Origin of the sequence: Streptomyces sp. NPDC007983, from assembly GCF_042958345.1 — a bacterium.
GTDB lineage: Bacteria > Actinomycetota > Actinomycetes > Streptomycetales > Streptomycetaceae > Streptomyces.
The window spans coordinates 584,835-600,981 of sequence record NZ_JBIBJI010000004.1; the positions used below are offsets into that span (position 1 = coordinate 584,835).

Here is a 16,147-nt window from a genome sequence, read left to right on the forward strand (position 1 = left end):
GATCCCGGTCCTCCCAATCTCTTCGGCCGGGCGCCCACAACCACGGCCGCCCCCCGGCCCCCCGGGGGGGGCCCCCCCCCCCGGGCGCCCCCCCCCCCCCCCCCCCCCCCCCGCCGCGCCGCTTCCCACCATCGTGCCGGGGGTGACGCGGCCGCCGACGACTCCGCCGGGGACCATCCCGGCCACCCCGGCCACCCCGACCGTCCGGTCCTCCCCGCCATGTGGGAGCCGGGCGGTCCGTGTGTGCGGGGGGTGGCCGCCACCGGCGCCGGTGCGCCCTCCGACCAGGAGCTGACCGGCCGGCTCCGGGAGGAGTACGCCTCGGGCGCCACCAGCCCGGCCTCGGGCGACATCCTGTACCGCCGCCACCACCAGGCGACGCTCTCGTACGCCCGCACCTGCTGCCGGGCGCTCCATGACGCCGAGGACCTGGCCTCCGAGGCGTTCATCCGCACGTTCCAGGCCGTCCGGGCGGGCGGCGGTCCGCGGGGCCCGTGGCGGCCGTATCTGCTGACCGTCGTGCGCCACACGGCGCTCGAATGGAGCGAGGGCGAGCGCCAGGTCCTGCTGACCGCGGACTTCGAGTCCTGGCGGCAGTACGCGCCCACGGCCGACCCCCAGTGGCATCTGGTGGCGCGCGAGGACCGTCAGCTGCTCGTCCGCAGTTTCCGCAGGCTTCCGGAGCGGTGGCGGACCGTGCTGTGGCACACCCTGGTCGAGGAGGAACCGCCGCACCGCGTGGCGGCCTTACTGGGCATCTCCCCCAGCGGGGTCACATCGCTGGCCTTCCGCGCCCGGGAGGGGCTGCGCGAGTCGTATCTGCAGTCCCATCTGGAGTCCGCGGCGAACGACCGCTGCCGCCACTTCAGCGCCATGCTGGGCGCCTCGGTGCGGCGCGGCGGAGTGCGTGGCCACGCGCTCGCGCGCCATCTGGCCGAGTGCGCCTTCTGTGCCCACGCGTACAAGGAATTGCTGGGCCTCAACGCCGCGATGCGCACGGCGAACACCACGGCGAATCCCACCGCGAACCCCCCGGCGACGCGGTCGATGCGCTGACCACATGCCGGACTGCCGACCGCGCAACCGCGGCCGGCAGTCCCTGCTGATATCCGTGTGGTCAGAGTCCGTTGACGCGCGCCTCCCGGGCGATACCCAGCGGACGGACGCCTGGGGCAGCGCCGGTGCGGGGTCGTCGGCTCGCCCGGGACGCATGGCGCCGGATGCGGTCCATCTGCGCCATCAGCCTGCGGCCGCGCAACGCCATCTCCAGCTCGAACCGTATTCGCGGGTCACGCAGGCCCGGGCCGAAGAGCTTCTCGATCTGGCGCAGCCGGTACCGCACGGTCTGCGGATGCACCTTCAGCGCCTTGGCCGCCTCGGGGGCGCCACCGCCCTCCAGCCAGGCCAGCAGGGTCATCTGCAGCCGTTCGCTCTGCCGGGGGGTCAGCCCGACCAGCGGCTTGAGCCAGCGCGCGGCCAGCGCCCGGACCAGGGACTCGTCCTGGAGCAGCAGCAGCATCGACAGATGGTCGTCGACGAAGAGCACCCGGGGGTCGGGGCCGCCACGGCCAGGGGCCATGGTCAGCAGCCGGCGGGCCCAACGGACCGATGACGCCGCGTCGTTGAGCGGCACCACATGGCCGACCGCGGCGGTCCGGCCGCGCAGCGCGGTTTCCAGCGCGCCACGGGTGCCGGGGTCCGCCGGCGCTTCCCGGTCCGGGTCCCGCTCACCGTCCTGAAGCCGCTCCGCGCCCTGGTCGGGGGCGGGGCCGGGGTCCGCGTCCGGGTCGGGGATCAGCAGGCACAGCTCGTCGCCGACGGCGCCGATGAGGGTGTCTCCCAGCACGGCGGCCAGTGGCGGCGCCTCGCCCGGGGTGGGCAGGGCGATGGCCTGGACGGTCTCCGGCAGCGGCCAGCGGGCCGCCCGGGACAGCTCGGCCAGGGTCCGCTCGGACACCGAGACTTCGCCGATCAGGGCCTCGAACAGGTCGCGCCGGGCCCGCTCGGGCGGAATGTCGGTGGGCGGCTCCTCGCCGTAGGCGGCCTCGGAGAGGGCCGGTGTCCCGGCGCCCTCCTCGCCCGGCTTCCGGTAGCCGAGCGCCGCCAGGAGCGCCTGCTCGACATCCCAGCGGACCTTGTCGCGCTCAGTGTCCTCCAGAAGGTCGGCGAATCCCGGGATTCTGTGCCGGAGGTTCTCGATCACCTCGTCGGCCAGGGACGGGAGCTCATTGCGCAGCACGCGGGTCCACTCGCCACGGGGGCGGGACCAGATGCGGTTCACCAGTTCGCCCATCATTACCTCGTTCTTGCCGGGGGGAGGCCCGACCGTTGGGGGGTCGGTCGGACCCGTGGAGGTTGCCTCCGTCTCCGGCTCGTCCGGTCCGGGAAGGGAGTCGAGGGTCCTCCGCTACCTCATAGAGGACCCTCGCCCCTACCGATCCCGGCGCTTTGCCGGGTCTTTGCCATCGGGATGACAGTGGATCAGCCGAAGACGGTCTGGGCAGTGTTCATACACGAGAAGTTGTCACGTTACGACAAATCTTATGGAGATCACGTGTAGTTCCGAGAAGCTGCTGCCCCCAAGACGACTTTGACGTATCTCGTCATCCGCGCGGAACACGCGCGATCGGGAGGCTCCAATGTCCATGTCCCAAACGCCTTCTCCCTCACAGGGGCGCCACGGGGGACGCCAAGCACCTGGAGGACGACGAGCCGCTCGCCGGACTCGGCGGGACCAGCCCGGTATCGGGTGGTCCCGGAACATCCGCATCTACGCTATCGTCGCGACCCTCGTGCTGTCCCTCATCGTGACGTACAACGCCGGTGCTTTCAGCCAGACTTTCGCGTTCCTCGACTTCGGAGCCGGGGTGCTCGCCCTGGTCTGCCTCAGCTCAGCGGTGCTGTGGGGGCTCGCCGCGACCGACCAGCTGATCCTGCACTCCAACCACCGCCTGATCGCCCAGGGCATCCACCGGGCGGCCGCGGTCGCCGGCCTCATCTTCCTCGGTGTTCACATCTGGGTGAAGGTCGCGGAGAGCCACACGAACGCGGCTTCGATCGTGCTACCGTTCGCTGACGCAAAGCAGCCGGTACTGATCGGGCTGGGCACCATTGCCGGTTACCTCTTCGTCATCGCGGCGGTGACCGGAGCGGTCCGCAGCTCGTTCGCCGCAGCGGGCAACTCCCGCTGGCGGTACCGGTGGTGGCGGGCGCTCCACGTGGGCGCCTACCCCGCCTGGGGTCTCGCGCTGATCCACGGCCTGAAGGCCGGACGTGAGGCCAAGATCTGGGCGACATACGGCTACATCGCGGCTCTGGCCGGAGTGGCCATCGCGCTGTGGATGCGGCTCGCAGCCCGGCGCAGCCAGGACGACGATCGAGGGGACGGCATCTCGGTGAGGAATCCTCCCGCCCGCGGCCTGCAGGAAGGCCGCACGCGGCGCGCCGCGCCCACAGTGCCGCGGCCCCGTTCGGCCGACTCGGGCCGGCGGGACGGTGAACGGCTCGGTGCCTCCCGTGGGTGGGACCGGTGATCAAGACAAAACCCAGGCTGGCCTGTGTCGATCCGCCCCGGCTGCTCGCCGGGCTGGACGAGGCGTACCGGCTCGACCGAGTCGGCCACCTGACGGTGCACGGCACAATGCCCGCCCTGCGGGCTGACGAACTCGTCGCGCTCGCGGAGAACATCGATCTCCGCGGGCGCGGCGGGGCCGGTTTCCCCTTCGCCAAGAAGGTGACCGCGGTCGTCGAGGCGGCGGGCCGCGCGGGTGGCCGCTGCAACGTGGTGGTCAACGGCAGCGAGGGCGAACCCAGTTGCCTCAAAGACACCGCGCTGCTGCTGCACACCCCGCATCTGGTCATCGACGGCGCCACCCTGGCCGCCGAGGCGATCGGTGCCGAGGAAGTCGTCATCGCCTGCCACCGGCCGGATGTCGAGGAGTCGCTGAACGCCGCCATCGCCGAGCGCGGCCCCAGCGGGGTCCCGGTGGAAGTGAGCGTGACGCCCGACCGGTTCGTGGCCGGTGAGGGCGGCGCCGTCATCAACGGCATCAGCGGCGCCCCGGCCATCCCCAACGGCCGGAAGATCCGGTCCAGCGAGAACGGTCTCGGCGGGCTGCCGACCCTGCTGTCCAACACCGAGACCTACGCCCAGCTCGCCATCGCGGCGCGGATGGGCGCCCTGCCGTACCGCTCGGTGGGGCTGCCCACCGAACCGGGCACGACGCTGCTGACGGTCGGCGGCAAGTACGTGATGGAGACGCCGACCGGGGTGCCGCTCACGTACATCCTGGAGCTGTGCGGGCTCTCCCCCGGCCAGGGTGTGCTGGTGGGCGGCTACCACGGCAAGTGGCTGGACCCGAAGAGCATCAACGCCACCACCATCTCGCGCGAGTCCATGAAGAAGCACGGCGCGCGGCTGGGCGCGGGCGCGGTGCTGCCCATCCCCGAGGACACCTGCCCGCTCGGCGAGACCGCGCGGGTGGCCCGCTGGCTGGCCGCCGAGACGGCCGGTCAGTGCGGCCCCTGCTTCATCGGGCTGCCCGCGCTCGCGGACGCCATCGGCCAGGTGGAGCGGGGCGGCGGCCAGTCGGCCATCGACAATGTGCGCGCGTACATCAACTCGGTGCGCAAACGGGGCGCGTGCAGCCACCCCGATGGCACGGCCGGTTTCGTGACCACCGCGCTGGACGCGTTTCCCGAGGAGTTCGAGTCCCATGCCCTCGGCGCCGGCTGCGGGCGGCCGACGATCGGCGTACTGCCGATGCCCGAGGAGACCCAGCCGCTGGCCCTGCCGCCCGGTCCGGCGTCCGCGCCCCCGCGCGCGGAGCGGCAGCAGCGGGGCCCGACGGAGAAGCTCCTGGTGGACTGGTCGCTGTGCCAGGGCCATGGGCTGTGCGCGGACATCCTGCCGCCCGAGGTACTGACGCTGGGCATCGACGGCTATCCGTCCTCCGCCCGGATGGACGTACCCCGCCAGCTGCGCGGCCAGGCGGTGCGCGCGGTGCGCCGCTGCCCCGCGCTCGCGCTGCGCATCGAGGAGTAGCCCCGCCCACAAGTACCGCTTCCACGACGGCCGTTGAACCAACGGCCGTCGATTGCTGTGCGCTCACGTATCCAGCGTTTTTTGCGTCTGGTGACAAATTTTTAACCGGCTGAACGTCGCTCGGCACGGGCTCCGTATGGGCATGGTGTCGGCGCCTACACCGCCGGACACCGATAAGGATTTTTCGCAGGGAGTGGTCATGGAGAAGCGGCGTCAGATCGCATTCGCGGGAGTGTCCGTGGCAATGGTCATGCTGACGGCGGCGTGTGGCAGCAATGACACCTCCGCGGGCAGCGCGAACGTCCAGCCCGTGGGCGGCAGCAGCCAGGCGGCGAGTGCGGGCGTGGGTGCTTCGGCGTCGGCGGGGGCGGGTGCGGCGGCCGCGGGGGCCGGCGCGACCGGTGGGTACGGCAGCGCGGCGGGCAGTGGCTCCGCGGCGGGCAGCGGTGACAGCAAGACGGGCGCGGCGAAGCAGCTCGCGGTCAAGACCGACGCCAAGCTGGGCAAGTTCGTCGCCGACAGCGCCGGGATGACCCTCTACCGGTTCGACGAGGACACCCCCAAGCCGGCCAAGTCCAACTGCAACGACGCGTGCGCCACCAAGTGGCCGCCGGTGCCCGCGGACGACGCCCTCGCCGGCGCGGGCATCGACTCCAGCAAGCTGGGCAAGGTCAAGCGCGCCGACGGCACCGAGCAGCTGACCCTGGAGGGCTGGCCGGTCTACCGCTACGCGGGTGACACCAAGGCGGGCGACACCAAGGGCCAGGGCGTGGGCGGCACCTGGAATGCGCTGGCCCCGGACGGAAAGCCGGCCGGCAAGAAGGCCGCGGGCGGCGCCCTGCAGCTGATGGTCAGCAACAACGCCGACCTCGGCAGGATCATGGTGGACGGCAAGGGCATGACCGTCTACCGGTTCGACAAGGACAGCGCCTGGCCGATGAAGACGGCCTGTGTCGACGCCGCCTGCCTGGACAAGTGGAAGCCGGTCAAGGCCGTCGACACCACCAAGGTCGCCGGTGTGGACGCCTCGAAGGTCACCTCCTTCAAGCGCCCCGACGGCTCCAAGCAGGCCGCGTTCGACTGCTGGCTGCTGTACACCTTCGTCGGTGACAAGAAGCCCGGGGACACCAACGGCCAGGGTGTGAAGGGCACCTGGTTCGCGGTGACCGACAAGGGCAAGAAGGCGGGCCAGTAAGACGGCAGGATGGTCCACCTCGGCGGGCCCCGGAGCGGTGCGCTCCGGGCCACCCGCCGGATGTCGACGGGAGGTTGATGTGTCACGCGCACTTCGTGCCACCGCGCTCTGCGCGGCGCTGCTGTTCGTGAGCGGCGTGGTGAGCGGCTGCGGCGGGAGCGGCCAGGCCCATGTGAAGAAGCCGGGGAAGGAGAAGGCGCCCGCCGCCAAGGAGCTGGGGAAGCCCGGGAAGCCGGCGGCCCTGACGCAGATCGCCGATGCCATCGGCTGCAAGGCGACCATCGTCACCGAGGCGGACGAACTGCGCCAGGGTGCCTGCAAGTCCAGCAAGGGCGACCGGTACACCATGGTCACCTTTGCGACCGAGAAGGGCCAGACGGACTGGCTGAACACCTCGAAGGACTACGGGGGCATGTATCTGGTCGGCGCCCGCTGGTCGGTCACCGGTCAGTCCTCGGGATCCCTCGAGCCGCTGCGCGCGAAGCTCGGCGGGGACATCGAGCAGGGCTCGATGATGCACCACGGTGGGTCGAAGTCCCAGGGCGGTTCGAAGTCCCATGAGAAGTCGCAGTCCCACGACGGGATGAAGATGGACTGACCGGTGCCACGCTCGGTCCTCAAGCCGCGCAGGAATCAGCCCACTTGAGCAGGTCGGGGTCGGCGAGCGTGGAGACCCACAGATCCACCGGCGGACGCTCGTCGACCGGTTTGCGGGGTCCCACGCCGAGCACCCTCAGCCCGGCCCGGGAGGCGGACAGGAAGCCGCAGTGGGAGTCCTCCACCGCGAGCGCGTCGCCGGGGGCCGCACCGCACAGGCGGGCGGCCGCCAGATACACATCGGGATACGGTTTGGGCCGCACTTCCCCGCCGGGGACCAGCACATGGTCGAAGTAGCGCAGCAGCCCGGCCTTGGACAGCCCGTCCTCGACCACGTCGCGCGGGCAGTTGCTCGCCACGGCCAGCGGTGCGAACGCCGCCGCCTTGTGGACCAGTTCGGCCGCGCCGGGCATGGTGACCGGGTCGTCCGCCACCAGTCTGCGGAAGGCGCTGAGCAGCTGCCGGGTCATTTCGTCGGCGAGGTCGGGAAGTCCGGCGAATTCGGCCAGCATGCGGCCGCATTCGGTGTAGTGGAGCCCCTTGGTGCGCCGCGCGAACTCCTCGTCGGTGACGGCCCCGTAGTCCGCGAGCACCACTTCGCGGGCCTTTTCCCAGTGCCGTTCGGAGTCCATCAGAGTGCCGTCGCAGTCGAAGACGATGGCGGCGGGGGTCCATGCGAGAAGGGTTTCTGCTGTCATCTGCCTGCCGTTCCAGGAGAGATGGGGGGAATCGGCGCAGGGCGTGCCTGTGACCACGGGGAGCAGCGCGGTGAATTCGCTTGCGGCGCCGCACGCGGAATGCGCTTATGAACGCCGTACAGGCGGAGAATTGCCTGCCCGAAACATAACGATCACTACGTTAGTGAGATGACTCGGAGTAGGCAAGGGGTCACTCAGCGTCGGCGGTTTGTTCGTCGCTCAGTGCGTTCGTGGCTCGCTGTGTTCGTCGTGCAGCATGTTCGTCGTTCTGGTGTGCGGTCAGCCGTACTGGAGCACACCGACCGCCGTGCAGATGTCCGCCTGGCGCAGCCGGAAGACACACGTTCTGCCGTGGGAGACGCACTCGACGACGGCGGGCGGATGGGATTCGGTGAAGCGGATCGCCTTCATCCGGCAGGCGAGGGGGCGGATCAGCAGGCCCCCGCTGGCCAGCGCCGCGGCCTGCCGGGCGCCCTCCAGCAGCACCAGCCCCGGCACATGGTCGCTCCAGTGGTCGAAGAAGAACGGGTGACGGGTGTCCGCGGGGTCCAGGTACACCACTCCCCCGTCCCGCACCACCAGCACGTCCCGGGGCGCGGTGACGCCCAACTGCCCTGGTGAGGGCCGTACGGCGGCACGCAGCCGGCGCCTGGCGGTCTGACCCGAGTGCGCGGAGCGGGTCTCCGCGTACGCCGTGCCGTCGAGGAAGCGGGCGGTGCCCCCGGCCCGCGCGAAGATCCGGCCACCCGCCCACAGACCGACGTCGAGCCGCATCCCGGACACGAACCGCCCGGAGGGTGCCGCGGTGCGGACGTCCGTCACCGCGATCCGGCAGGTGATGTCGGTCGCCCCGTACGGGGCGCGGGGCTCGGCCTCCGGCTCGAGCCGGAAGAACAGGTCCCGGATCAGGAAGTGCGCGCCCGCGGGCACGGCGTAGTACCGGGTCGGGATGTAGATCCCCAGTTCGCGCAGGGTTTCGGCGATCATCAGCGGATGGTGGCGGCCGTCCCCGCCGTGCGGGAACGTCGGATGGGACCGGGGCCACTGGGCGGCCGCCTCGAACCGGCCGTCACCCAGCGTACGGACGTCGGTGAGCAGCACCTCGGCCACCGACACCCGGTGCACGGCCTCACGTGCCACGGTGCGGGACCAGCTGAGCGGCCGACCGGTGGGACCGGTCGGCTCCGAAAGGCCGCGAGCCTCACGAACGATCACCATAAAATACTAATAATGTTTGACCTGTCTGTCCTCATCACCATCGGCGGCCGAAAGTCCGCTAAGTTCACTCCGTCACACCGGACCGGCTGACTGATAGGACGACGAACACGTGCAAGAGCGGGCCGAACAAACACGCCGGTCTCTTCTGGAAGCGGCCGCATCCCTTTTCGACGAACGCGGATACGCCGGAACGAGCATCAGCGACATCACCGCCCGGTCGGGTCACACCAGCGGCGCCATTTACTTCCACTACACCAGCAAGGAAAGACTCGCGCTCGCCGTGGTGCAGGAACACTTCGCCACCTGGCCGCCCCTGATCCAGCGGCACACCGGGCTCCGGGTGCCCGCCCTGGAGCAGCTCGTCCGGCTCAGCTTCGCGGTGGCCCGCGCCTTCCGCGATGACATCGTGGTACGGGCGGGGGCCCGGCTGTGGACCGAGCGCTCCCTGATCGCGGCGCCCTTCCCGCCCCCGTTCATCGGCTGGATCGACGCCGTCGGGGCCATGCTGGAACGGGCCCACGGCGAGGGCGAGCTGGCCGCCCATGTCGATCCGCTGCCCGCCGCCCGGACCATCGTGTGCGCCTTCTTCGGCCTGCACACGGTGTCCGAGGCCCTCGACGGGCGGCGGCTCGTCGAGGACCATCTGGCCGAACTGTGGACCCTGCTGCTGCCCTCGCTGCAGGCCCGCCCCGGACACCCCGGGCCCACCGCCGAACTGCTGGCGGCGGCCCGGGGCGCCTGACCGGCGCGCGAAGCGCGGGACCGGGTCCTTCCGGAACCGGGCTACTTCCAGATCTCGGCGACCCACTCCGGGTGGTCGATGAACGGGTTGCGGTTGTGCTGGAAGTCGTCGTAGATGACCTGGTTGCGCTTCTTCTCGAAGGCGTCCGGCGGGTCCTCGTCGTTCCACTTCTTCAGCACCGACAGCCGCCCCATGAAAGGCCGGCTGCCGTTGTCGACCTTGTCATTGGGCTCCAGGTCGGGGAAGCCCTCGCCACCCTCGTAGCGGACCGACATGTACAGGATCATCCGGGCCACATCGCCCTTGACCTGGTCACGGGGCTCGAAGGAGTCGTCGTCGGTGCGGTTGCCCGGCGCCTCCCCCACCTCCGAGCCGCCCTCGTCGAAGTCCTTGTTGCCACGGGTGCTGTTGACCGAGACATCGGCCGGGCGCAGATGGTGGATGTCCGTGCCGGGTCCGGTGGCGGTACCGAAGTCGCCGTGCGACTTCGCCCAGACGTGTTCGCGGTTCCAGTCGTCGGCGTTTCCGCCGTTCGAGTCCTTGCTCTGGGAACGGCCGGTGTAGAGCAGGATGACGTTGGCGGAGTTGTCCGGGTCCTCGTCGGTCTTCTTGAGGGCGTCCCAGACCTCGTCGTACGACAGCTTGCTGACGTCCCTGCTGATGATCTGGTGCAGGGCGTCCTTCAGCGGCTCCCCCGTCTTGCCCGTCGCGTCCTTGTAGTACGTGTCGTCGTACGTGGTGGCGGCGGGTGTCGCGGTGGCCGGGGTCTGCGCCGTGACGGCGACCGTCACGACGCCGGCCAGCAGCGCCAGGGATTTCCAGCGGGTCACACGGGTCATGTGTGGTGTCCTCTCCCCGATTTACGACCGTTGTTCGATCCCCGAAAGCGTGTCAGACACAGGATCGTCCAATGGTGAACATCACGAAGAGATTCCGTGTCAGGGCCATGACCACACCACGGCCCTGACCACGGTCGTCACAGCGAGGCGCCCCCGCACATCACCAGCGTCTGGCCGGTCACCGAACCGCCCTCCGGGCCCAGCAGGAACGACGTCAGCCCGGCCACCTCCTCGGGCCGTACGAGCCGGCCGAGCGGCGGAACGACGGGCGGGGTACGGCTGCGGCCCGGGTCCCGCAGCATCGGGGTGTCCGTCGGCCCCGGGGCCACCACGTTCACAGTGACCCCGCGCGGCGCCAGTTCGGCCGCCCACGACCGGGCCAGACCCGCCAGCGCCGCCTTGGTGGCCGCGTACTGGCTCTTGCCCGGCACACCCGTCATGGTCCGGCTGCCCACCAGCACCAGCCGTCCGCCGTCCCGCACCCGGTCCACCAGCGCGTCCGCCAGGACGGTGGCCGCCTGGACGTGGACGCGCCACATGAGGGACCCGTCCTCGGGCCGCAGTTCGCCCAGCCGGGCGGAGCGCTGGACGCCCGCCGCGTGGACGAGGGCGTCCAGCGGGCCGTCCTCGGCCATCGGAGTGAGCGCCGCCGGCAGCTCCTCCGGCCGGGCCAGGTCGGCCGGGAGCCAGCGCAGCCGCTCGTGCCCGTGGGACGGCGCCGTACGGCTGATCCCGGTGATCCGCCACCCCTCGTCCAGCAGCCGGGTGGCGATGGCCGCGCCGATACCGGAACTGACGCCGGTGACCACCGCGTGGCGGTGGCGGGGCTCAGCCATCCGCGGCCCAGTCCGGGCTGACGCGGACGTACTTGATGGCCTGGCGGTGGTAGGTGTACGCGATGTGCAGCGTGCCGTCCGGGGTCTGCCGGATGGTGGGGTACGACAGCTCCCGGTTGAGCCGGTCGCGTGAGTTGTTGGTCAGGCAGTGTCCGTCGCCGACGTCGAGATCGCGCCGTACGGGCCAGGTGTGTCCGCCGTCGGCGGACAGCGCGAGGGTCATCGGCGCCCGGGGCGCGCCCCAGAAGGCGCCGGGGGCGTCCTCCGGCTGGGCGGGCTGTGAGGGCGCGGCGGCCGGGGAGTCGCCCGCCTGCCCGTCGTCGTCGATCTCGTCGTAGAGCGACACCCGGCGGGCCGTGGCGTCCGCGCGGCTGCTGTGGTTGTACACCAGCGCCAGCCGTCCGTCGCCGAGCGGGACGTACTGGACGGAGGAGTTGTTGTTGGGCAGCTCGGTCGGCTCCGGCTCGCTCCAGTTCTCCCCGCCGTCCGTGCTGTGCGAGCGGTACACCGCGTCGGCCCAGCGGCTGCGGAACAGCGCCAGCAGGGTGCCGTCGGACAGCGGGTGGACGTTCATGTGCACACACCCCGTGGAGCCCGGCACCGGCCGCTCCCGCCAGGTGCGGCCCTGATCGTCGCTGATCATCACCGCGCTGGTGTCATGGTCGCCCACCCATTTGGCGCCCGGGGTCGACACGCAGTGGAACACCGGCAGCAGCCACCGCCCGTCGTCCAGGACCGCGATCGGCTGGCGGATGAACACCCCGCCCCCGCCGGTGGCCGGGAACAGGGTGCGCGGCGCGCCCCAGGTCTCCCCGTTGTCGTCCGACACCCGCACCCGGACCTCCGCGGTGTCCTGGTTGCCCGCCCGCTGGGCGGTGTAGAGCAACCACAGCTCACCGGCCGGGGTGGGGAACAGCAGCGGGTTCTGCTCGGAGCGCTGCGGGTCGTCGGAGAGCCGTACGGGCCCGGACCAGGTGCCGGAGCCGGGCGCCAGCCGGGAGAACCACACGGAGATGTCCGGCACGCCCTCCTGGGTGCCGCCGAACCATACGCAGCCGAGGTCGCCGCCGGGCAGCACGGTCAGGTTGGCGGCGTGGTTCTGGACGGCCGGTGCGGGCAGGAACGCCTCCTGGCGCGCCGGGTCGCCCGGCCGCGGCCGGAGCCGCCCGTCCGTCAGCGGTATCGCGGTGTCATGGTCGGCGGTCATGGCGCCGGGCTCCTCAGGGTGTGCGGTGGTACGCGGGTCTTCGGCTCGAACGCGGTGGTCAGCGGTTGGCGGTGGTCAGCGGTTGTACGCGGGCATCGGGCCCCTCAGCCGGGCGCCCACCTCGTCGCACGCCGCCACCACGTCCGCCGGCAGCGGCCCCGCGGCGGCGGCCGCCAGGTTGGCCCGCAGATGCTCGATCCGGGAGCCGCCCAGCAGCAGGGCGTCCACGCCGTCGCGGCCCAGCAGCCAGCGCAGCGACAGATCCGTCAGCGGGATGGACGCCTCATCCGCGATCCGTCCCAGGTCGCGGACCGCCTCGAAGAGCCGGGGGTCCCAGTAGCGCTGCCGGTACATCGCGGCGAGCTTGGAGTCGCCGAAGCGGCCGGACTCGGGGGTCTCCTCGAAGACATGACGCCCCGTCAGCAGGCCGCCGCCGAGCGGGTTGTAGACCATGGTGCGCAGGCCGCTGGTGGCCGCGTACTCCCGGTACTCCTCCTCGATGCGCCGGGCCAGCAGGTTGTACAGCTGCTGCGCCACCACCGGGCGCGGGGCGCCGACCCGGTCGGCGGTGTGGGTCAGCTCGGCGATCTGCCAGGCGGCGTAGTTGGAGACGCCGAGTGCGCGGATCTTGCCCTCGGCGACGAACTCGGCAACCGTGCTCAGCGTCTCCTCCAGCGGCGCCGCGCGGTCGGGCTGGTGGAGGTAGAAGAGGTCGACGTGGTCGGTGCCGAGGCGGCGGAGGCTGCCTTCGAGGGCCGCGCGCATGCCGCGCGCGGACAGCGGGGAGTGCTCACCGGCGTCGGCGTGCGGCATACCGGCCTTGGTGGCGAGGACGATCCGGTCGCGGCGGCCGGGCAGCAGCTCGGCGAGGATGGTCTCGGTGACGCCCCCGACGTAGGCGTTGGCGGTGTCCACGCCCGTCACCCCGGCGTCGAGCGCGGCGTCCAGCATCGCCGCGGCGCCCTCCCGGTCCACCGTGTCGCCGAAGGTCATGGTGCCCAGCACCAGCCGGGACAGCGGCACCGGGGCCCCGGGCAGGGTCACCCCGCCGGGCGACGCCTGGGAGGTGGTGTCGGTCTGCGCGTGCGCGTTCACTGCGGTGCTCCTGATTCCTGGTGAGGGTCCTGGTCACGATCATGATCGCGGTCGGTGGCGATCGCGGACACCAGGGCCCGCGGTTTGCGTCCCCGCATCGTCGCCGGGTCGAGTGCCGCCCGCCGCAGCGCCCTGGTGTACGGCTGGGTGGGCGCGGCGAGCACGTCCGCGGTCGGTCCCGATTCGACGATCCGCCCGCTGCGCATCACCACCACCTCGGAGCTGATCTCGCGGACCACTCCGAGGTTGTGGGAGATGACGATGTAGGCGAGGTTCTGTTCGGCCTGGAGTTCGCGCAGCAGCTGGAGCACCTGGGCCTGTACGGAGACGTCCAGCGCGGACGTGGCCTCGTCGCAGACCAGCAGCTCGGGCCCGCTGGCCAGGGCGCGGGCGATGCCGATCCGCTGGCGCTGGCCGCCGGAGAACTCGGCGGGGCGCCGCTGGAGGGCGCTGGAGGGCAGGCCCACCTGGTCGATCAGCTGGGCGGCCCGGCGGCCGCGCTCGGCGGCGGACCGCGTCCCGGCCAGCCGCAGCGGCTCGGCCACGATCTCCTCGGCGGTCAGATGCGGGTCCAGTGAGCCGTACGGGTCCTGGAAGACCATCTGCACCCGGCGCCGCAGCGGCCGCAGCCGCCGCTCGGGCAGCGACGCGATGTCGGTGCCGTCGAGCAGGATGCGCCCCTCGGTGGGGCGCAGCAGCCGGACGAGGGAGCGGGCGATGGTGGACTTGCCGCAGCCGGACTCGCCGACGATGGCGAGCGCGCCGCCGGGCGCGACGGTGAAGCCGACGCCGTCCACGGCGCGGAACACGCCGCCCGGGACCGGGTATTCGACCACCAGGTCCTCGACGGCCAGCAGGGGTGTGGTCACAGCGCCTCCTCGGGGACGGCGGCGGGGAGGGCGGAGGTCTCGTCCCAGGGGCCGAGGGTGGGGACGGCGGCGAGCAGATCGCGGGTGTACTGCTCGGCGGGGTGTTCCACGATCTGTTCGACGGGGCCGGATTCCACGAACCGGCCGCCGCGCATGACGTGGATGCGGTCGGAGACCAGCCGGGCCACGCCCAGATCGTGGGTGATCATGAGGATGCCGATGCCGGTGCGTTCCTGGAGCTCCATCAGGAGGTCGAGGACGCCGGCCTGGACGGTGACGTCGAGCGCCGAGGTCGGCTCGTCGGCGACCAGCAGCTCGGGTTCGGCGGCGAGCGCGATGGCGATGAGGACGCGCTGCAGCATGCCGCCGGAGAACTGGTGGGGGTAGGCGCCCCACCGGGTCTCGGGGCGGGGGATCCGTACCCGGCCGAGCAGTTCGATGCCCTTGGCGCGGGCGTCGGCGCGGGACAGCTCCGGGTGGCGGATCCGCAGCGCCTCGCCGAGCTGGCGGCCGATGGTGTGCACCGGGCTGAGCGCGGTCATGGGGTCCTGCGGGATGAGGGAGACGCCGCGGCCGCGGATCCGGCGGGCCGCCCGGGGGTCGGCGATGACGTCGACGCCCCGGACGCGGGCGGTGCCGGATAGCACGGCCAGCCCCTCGGGCAGCAGCCGCAGCAGGCCCATCGCGGTGGTGGACTTGCCGGAGCCGGACTCGCCGATGAGGGTCACGGTCTCGCCCGCGGCGAGGGTGAAGCCGACGCCGTCGACCGCGCGGACCACGCCGCGGTCGCTGATCAGCTCGATCTGGAGGTCCTCGACCTCCAGCAGCGGGGCTTGTCGGTCGCTCATCAGGAGCCCTCCGTCGTACGTCGGCGGGTACGGTCGCGCAGCCCGTCGCCCAGCAGGTTGACCCCGACCACCAGCAGGGCGATGACGAGGCCGGGCAGGGTCACCAGCCACCAGGAGGTGGTGATGTAGTCCTGGCCGTCGGAGATGATGCGCCCCCAGGTGGCGAACGGCCGCTGGGGTCCGGCGCCGAGGTAGCTGAGCGCGCTCTCCAGCAGGACGGCCTGGGCGAGCAGCAGCAGGACGACGAGGGACGCCTGGCGGACGATGTTGGGGATGATGTGGCGGGCCAGGATGGCGATCTGGCGCAGCCCCAGCACCCGGGCGGCGGCCACGTACGGTTTCTCGCGTTCGACCAGCACCAGCGAGCGGGTCAGCCGGGCCACCTCCGGCCACTGGGCGATGGCGATCACGCAGGTGATGACGGTGACGGACGGGCCGAACAGGGCGACGACGAGCAGCAGCATCATCAGCAGCGGCAGCGACATCTGCGCCTCCAGCAGCCGGGAGACGATGGCGTCCACCCAGCGGCCGAAGTATCCGGCGGCCGCGCCCGCGACGATGCCGATGAGGCCGGAGACGAGGACGGCGAGCACACCGATCGACAGGGACACCTGGCCGCCGTGCAGCACCCGGGAGAGCAGGTCGCGGCCGAGCTGGTCGGTGCCGAAGAGATGGCCGTCGGTCAGCGGGGGGAGCCGGCGCCGGGACAGGTCCTGGTCGTTCGCGCCGGACAGCGGCAGCACCTGTGCGAGGGCGACGGGCACCACCACCAGCAGGGTGCACACCGCGCCCGCCCACAGCTTGAGGCTCGCGCTGCGATGGCGCCGGGTGGCGGCCGCGCGGGACAGGTCGCCGGCGGTGACCCGGCTGGGGCGGGGCGCGGGCGTGGCCTCGGCGGGGGCCGGTGAGCCGGGGGCCGGGGAGCCGGTGGGGGCCGGGGGTTCGAGAGCGCCTTTCAT

16 protein-coding genes are annotated in these 16,147 nt (G+C 71.8%); 6 read left to right on the top strand and 10 right to left on the bottom strand.

Annotated elements, in window-relative coordinates; translation table 11 throughout:
- The first annotated feature begins 252 nt into the window (after positions 1 to 252).
- Positions 253 to 1,056, top strand: coding sequence for a sigma-70 family RNA polymerase sigma factor (locus tag ACFZCY_RS16140; protein WP_391173168.1), 804 nt, complete (start codon positions 253 to 255; stop codon positions 1,054 to 1,056).
- A gap of 61 nt (positions 1,057 to 1,117) precedes the next feature.
- Here the strand turns inward: ACFZCY_RS16140 and ACFZCY_RS16145 are convergent, their stop codons facing one another.
- The gene (locus tag ACFZCY_RS16145; RefSeq protein WP_391173171.1) at positions 1,118 to 2,296 is read right to left on the bottom strand and encodes a helix-turn-helix domain-containing protein; all 1,179 of its coding nucleotides are present in this window, start codon (positions 2,294 to 2,296) and stop codon (positions 1,118 to 1,120) included.
- Between the two features lie 496 nt (positions 2,297 to 2,792).
- On the opposite strand from ACFZCY_RS16145, the gene ACFZCY_RS16150 reads away from it, so the two are divergent.
- From ACFZCY_RS16150 to ACFZCY_RS16165, 4 genes are all read left to right on the top strand, one after another.
- Complete coding sequence (locus ACFZCY_RS16150) at positions 2,793 to 3,533, top strand: hypothetical protein (protein ID WP_391173174.1); 741 nt, start codon at positions 2,793 to 2,795, stop codon at positions 3,531 to 3,533.
- Positions 3,530 to 5,044 (top strand): NADH-ubiquinone oxidoreductase-F iron-sulfur binding region domain-containing protein, encoded by a 1,515-nt coding sequence (locus tag ACFZCY_RS16155; RefSeq protein WP_391173177.1) that lies wholly within the window; start codon positions 3,530 to 3,532, stop codon positions 5,042 to 5,044. Before ACFZCY_RS16150 ends, ACFZCY_RS16155 begins: the two co-directional genes overlap by 4 nt.
- Positions 5,045 to 5,243: 199 nt before the next feature.
- Positions 5,244 to 6,239 (top strand): SCO0930 family lipoprotein, encoded by a 996-nt coding sequence (locus ACFZCY_RS16160; protein WP_391173180.1) that lies wholly within the window; start codon positions 5,244 to 5,246, stop codon positions 6,237 to 6,239.
- Positions 6,240 to 6,318: 79 nt separating this feature from the next.
- Positions 6,319 to 6,837: a hypothetical protein gene (locus tag ACFZCY_RS16165; RefSeq protein WP_391173183.1), complete on the top strand. Its 519-nt coding sequence runs from the start codon at positions 6,319 to 6,321 to the stop codon at positions 6,835 to 6,837.
- 19 nt (positions 6,838 to 6,856) lie between these two features.
- Here the strand turns inward: ACFZCY_RS16165 and ACFZCY_RS16170 are convergent, their stop codons facing one another.
- The gene (locus ACFZCY_RS16170) at positions 6,857 to 7,534 is read right to left on the bottom strand and encodes an HAD-IA family hydrolase (RefSeq protein ID WP_391173186.1); all 678 of its coding nucleotides are present in this window, start codon (positions 7,532 to 7,534) and stop codon (positions 6,857 to 6,859) included.
- A 279-nt stretch (positions 7,535 to 7,813) separates the two neighbouring features.
- Positions 7,814 to 8,674: a ScbA/BarX family gamma-butyrolactone biosynthesis protein gene (locus ACFZCY_RS16175; RefSeq protein ID WP_391173189.1), complete on the bottom strand. Its 861-nt coding sequence runs from the start codon at positions 8,672 to 8,674 to the stop codon at positions 7,814 to 7,816.
- 187 nt (positions 8,675 to 8,861) lie between these two features.
- On the opposite strand from ACFZCY_RS16175, the gene ACFZCY_RS16180 reads away from it, so the two are divergent.
- Positions 8,862 to 9,494: a ScbR family autoregulator-binding transcription factor gene (locus tag ACFZCY_RS16180; protein WP_391173192.1), complete on the top strand. Its 633-nt coding sequence runs from the start codon at positions 8,862 to 8,864 to the stop codon at positions 9,492 to 9,494.
- A gap of 41 nt (positions 9,495 to 9,535) precedes the next feature.
- Here ACFZCY_RS16180 and ACFZCY_RS16185 read toward each other — a convergent pair whose 3' ends face one another.
- The 7 genes from ACFZCY_RS16185 to ACFZCY_RS16215 all read right to left on the bottom strand — a co-directional run bounded on the left by ACFZCY_RS16185 (position 9,536) and on the right by ACFZCY_RS16215 (position 16,147).
- Positions 9,536 to 10,333 carry an endonuclease gene (locus ACFZCY_RS16185; RefSeq protein ID WP_391173194.1) on the bottom strand — a complete coding sequence of 266 codons (798 nt, stop codon included), beginning with the start codon at positions 10,331 to 10,333 and terminating at the stop codon, positions 9,536 to 9,538.
- 137 nt (positions 10,334 to 10,470) lie between these two features.
- The gene (locus ACFZCY_RS16190; protein WP_391173197.1) at positions 10,471 to 11,169 is read right to left on the bottom strand and encodes an SDR family oxidoreductase; all 699 of its coding nucleotides are present in this window, start codon (positions 11,167 to 11,169) and stop codon (positions 10,471 to 10,473) included.
- Positions 11,162 to 12,376, bottom strand: coding sequence for an exo-alpha-sialidase (locus ACFZCY_RS16195; protein ID WP_391173200.1), 1,215 nt, complete (start codon positions 12,374 to 12,376; stop codon positions 11,162 to 11,164). Before ACFZCY_RS16195 ends, ACFZCY_RS16190 begins: the two co-directional genes overlap by 8 nt.
- A gap of 75 nt (positions 12,377 to 12,451) precedes the next feature.
- Positions 12,452 to 13,471, bottom strand: coding sequence for an aldo/keto reductase (locus ACFZCY_RS16200; RefSeq protein WP_391173203.1), 1,020 nt, complete (start codon positions 13,469 to 13,471; stop codon positions 12,452 to 12,454).
- The gene (locus ACFZCY_RS16205) at positions 13,468 to 14,340 is read right to left on the bottom strand and encodes an ATP-binding cassette domain-containing protein (RefSeq protein WP_391173205.1); all 873 of its coding nucleotides are present in this window, start codon (positions 14,338 to 14,340) and stop codon (positions 13,468 to 13,470) included. Before ACFZCY_RS16205 ends, ACFZCY_RS16200 begins: the two co-directional genes overlap by 4 nt.
- Positions 14,337 to 15,188 (bottom strand): ATP-binding cassette domain-containing protein, encoded by an 852-nt coding sequence (locus tag ACFZCY_RS16210; RefSeq protein WP_391173209.1) that lies wholly within the window; start codon positions 15,186 to 15,188, stop codon positions 14,337 to 14,339. Before ACFZCY_RS16210 ends, ACFZCY_RS16205 begins: the two co-directional genes overlap by 4 nt.
- Positions 15,188 to 16,147: an ABC transporter permease subunit gene (locus ACFZCY_RS16215; protein ID WP_391173213.1), complete on the bottom strand. Its 960-nt coding sequence runs from the start codon at positions 16,145 to 16,147 to the stop codon at positions 15,188 to 15,190. The genes ACFZCY_RS16210 and ACFZCY_RS16215 overlap by 1 nt, the downstream gene beginning before the upstream one ends.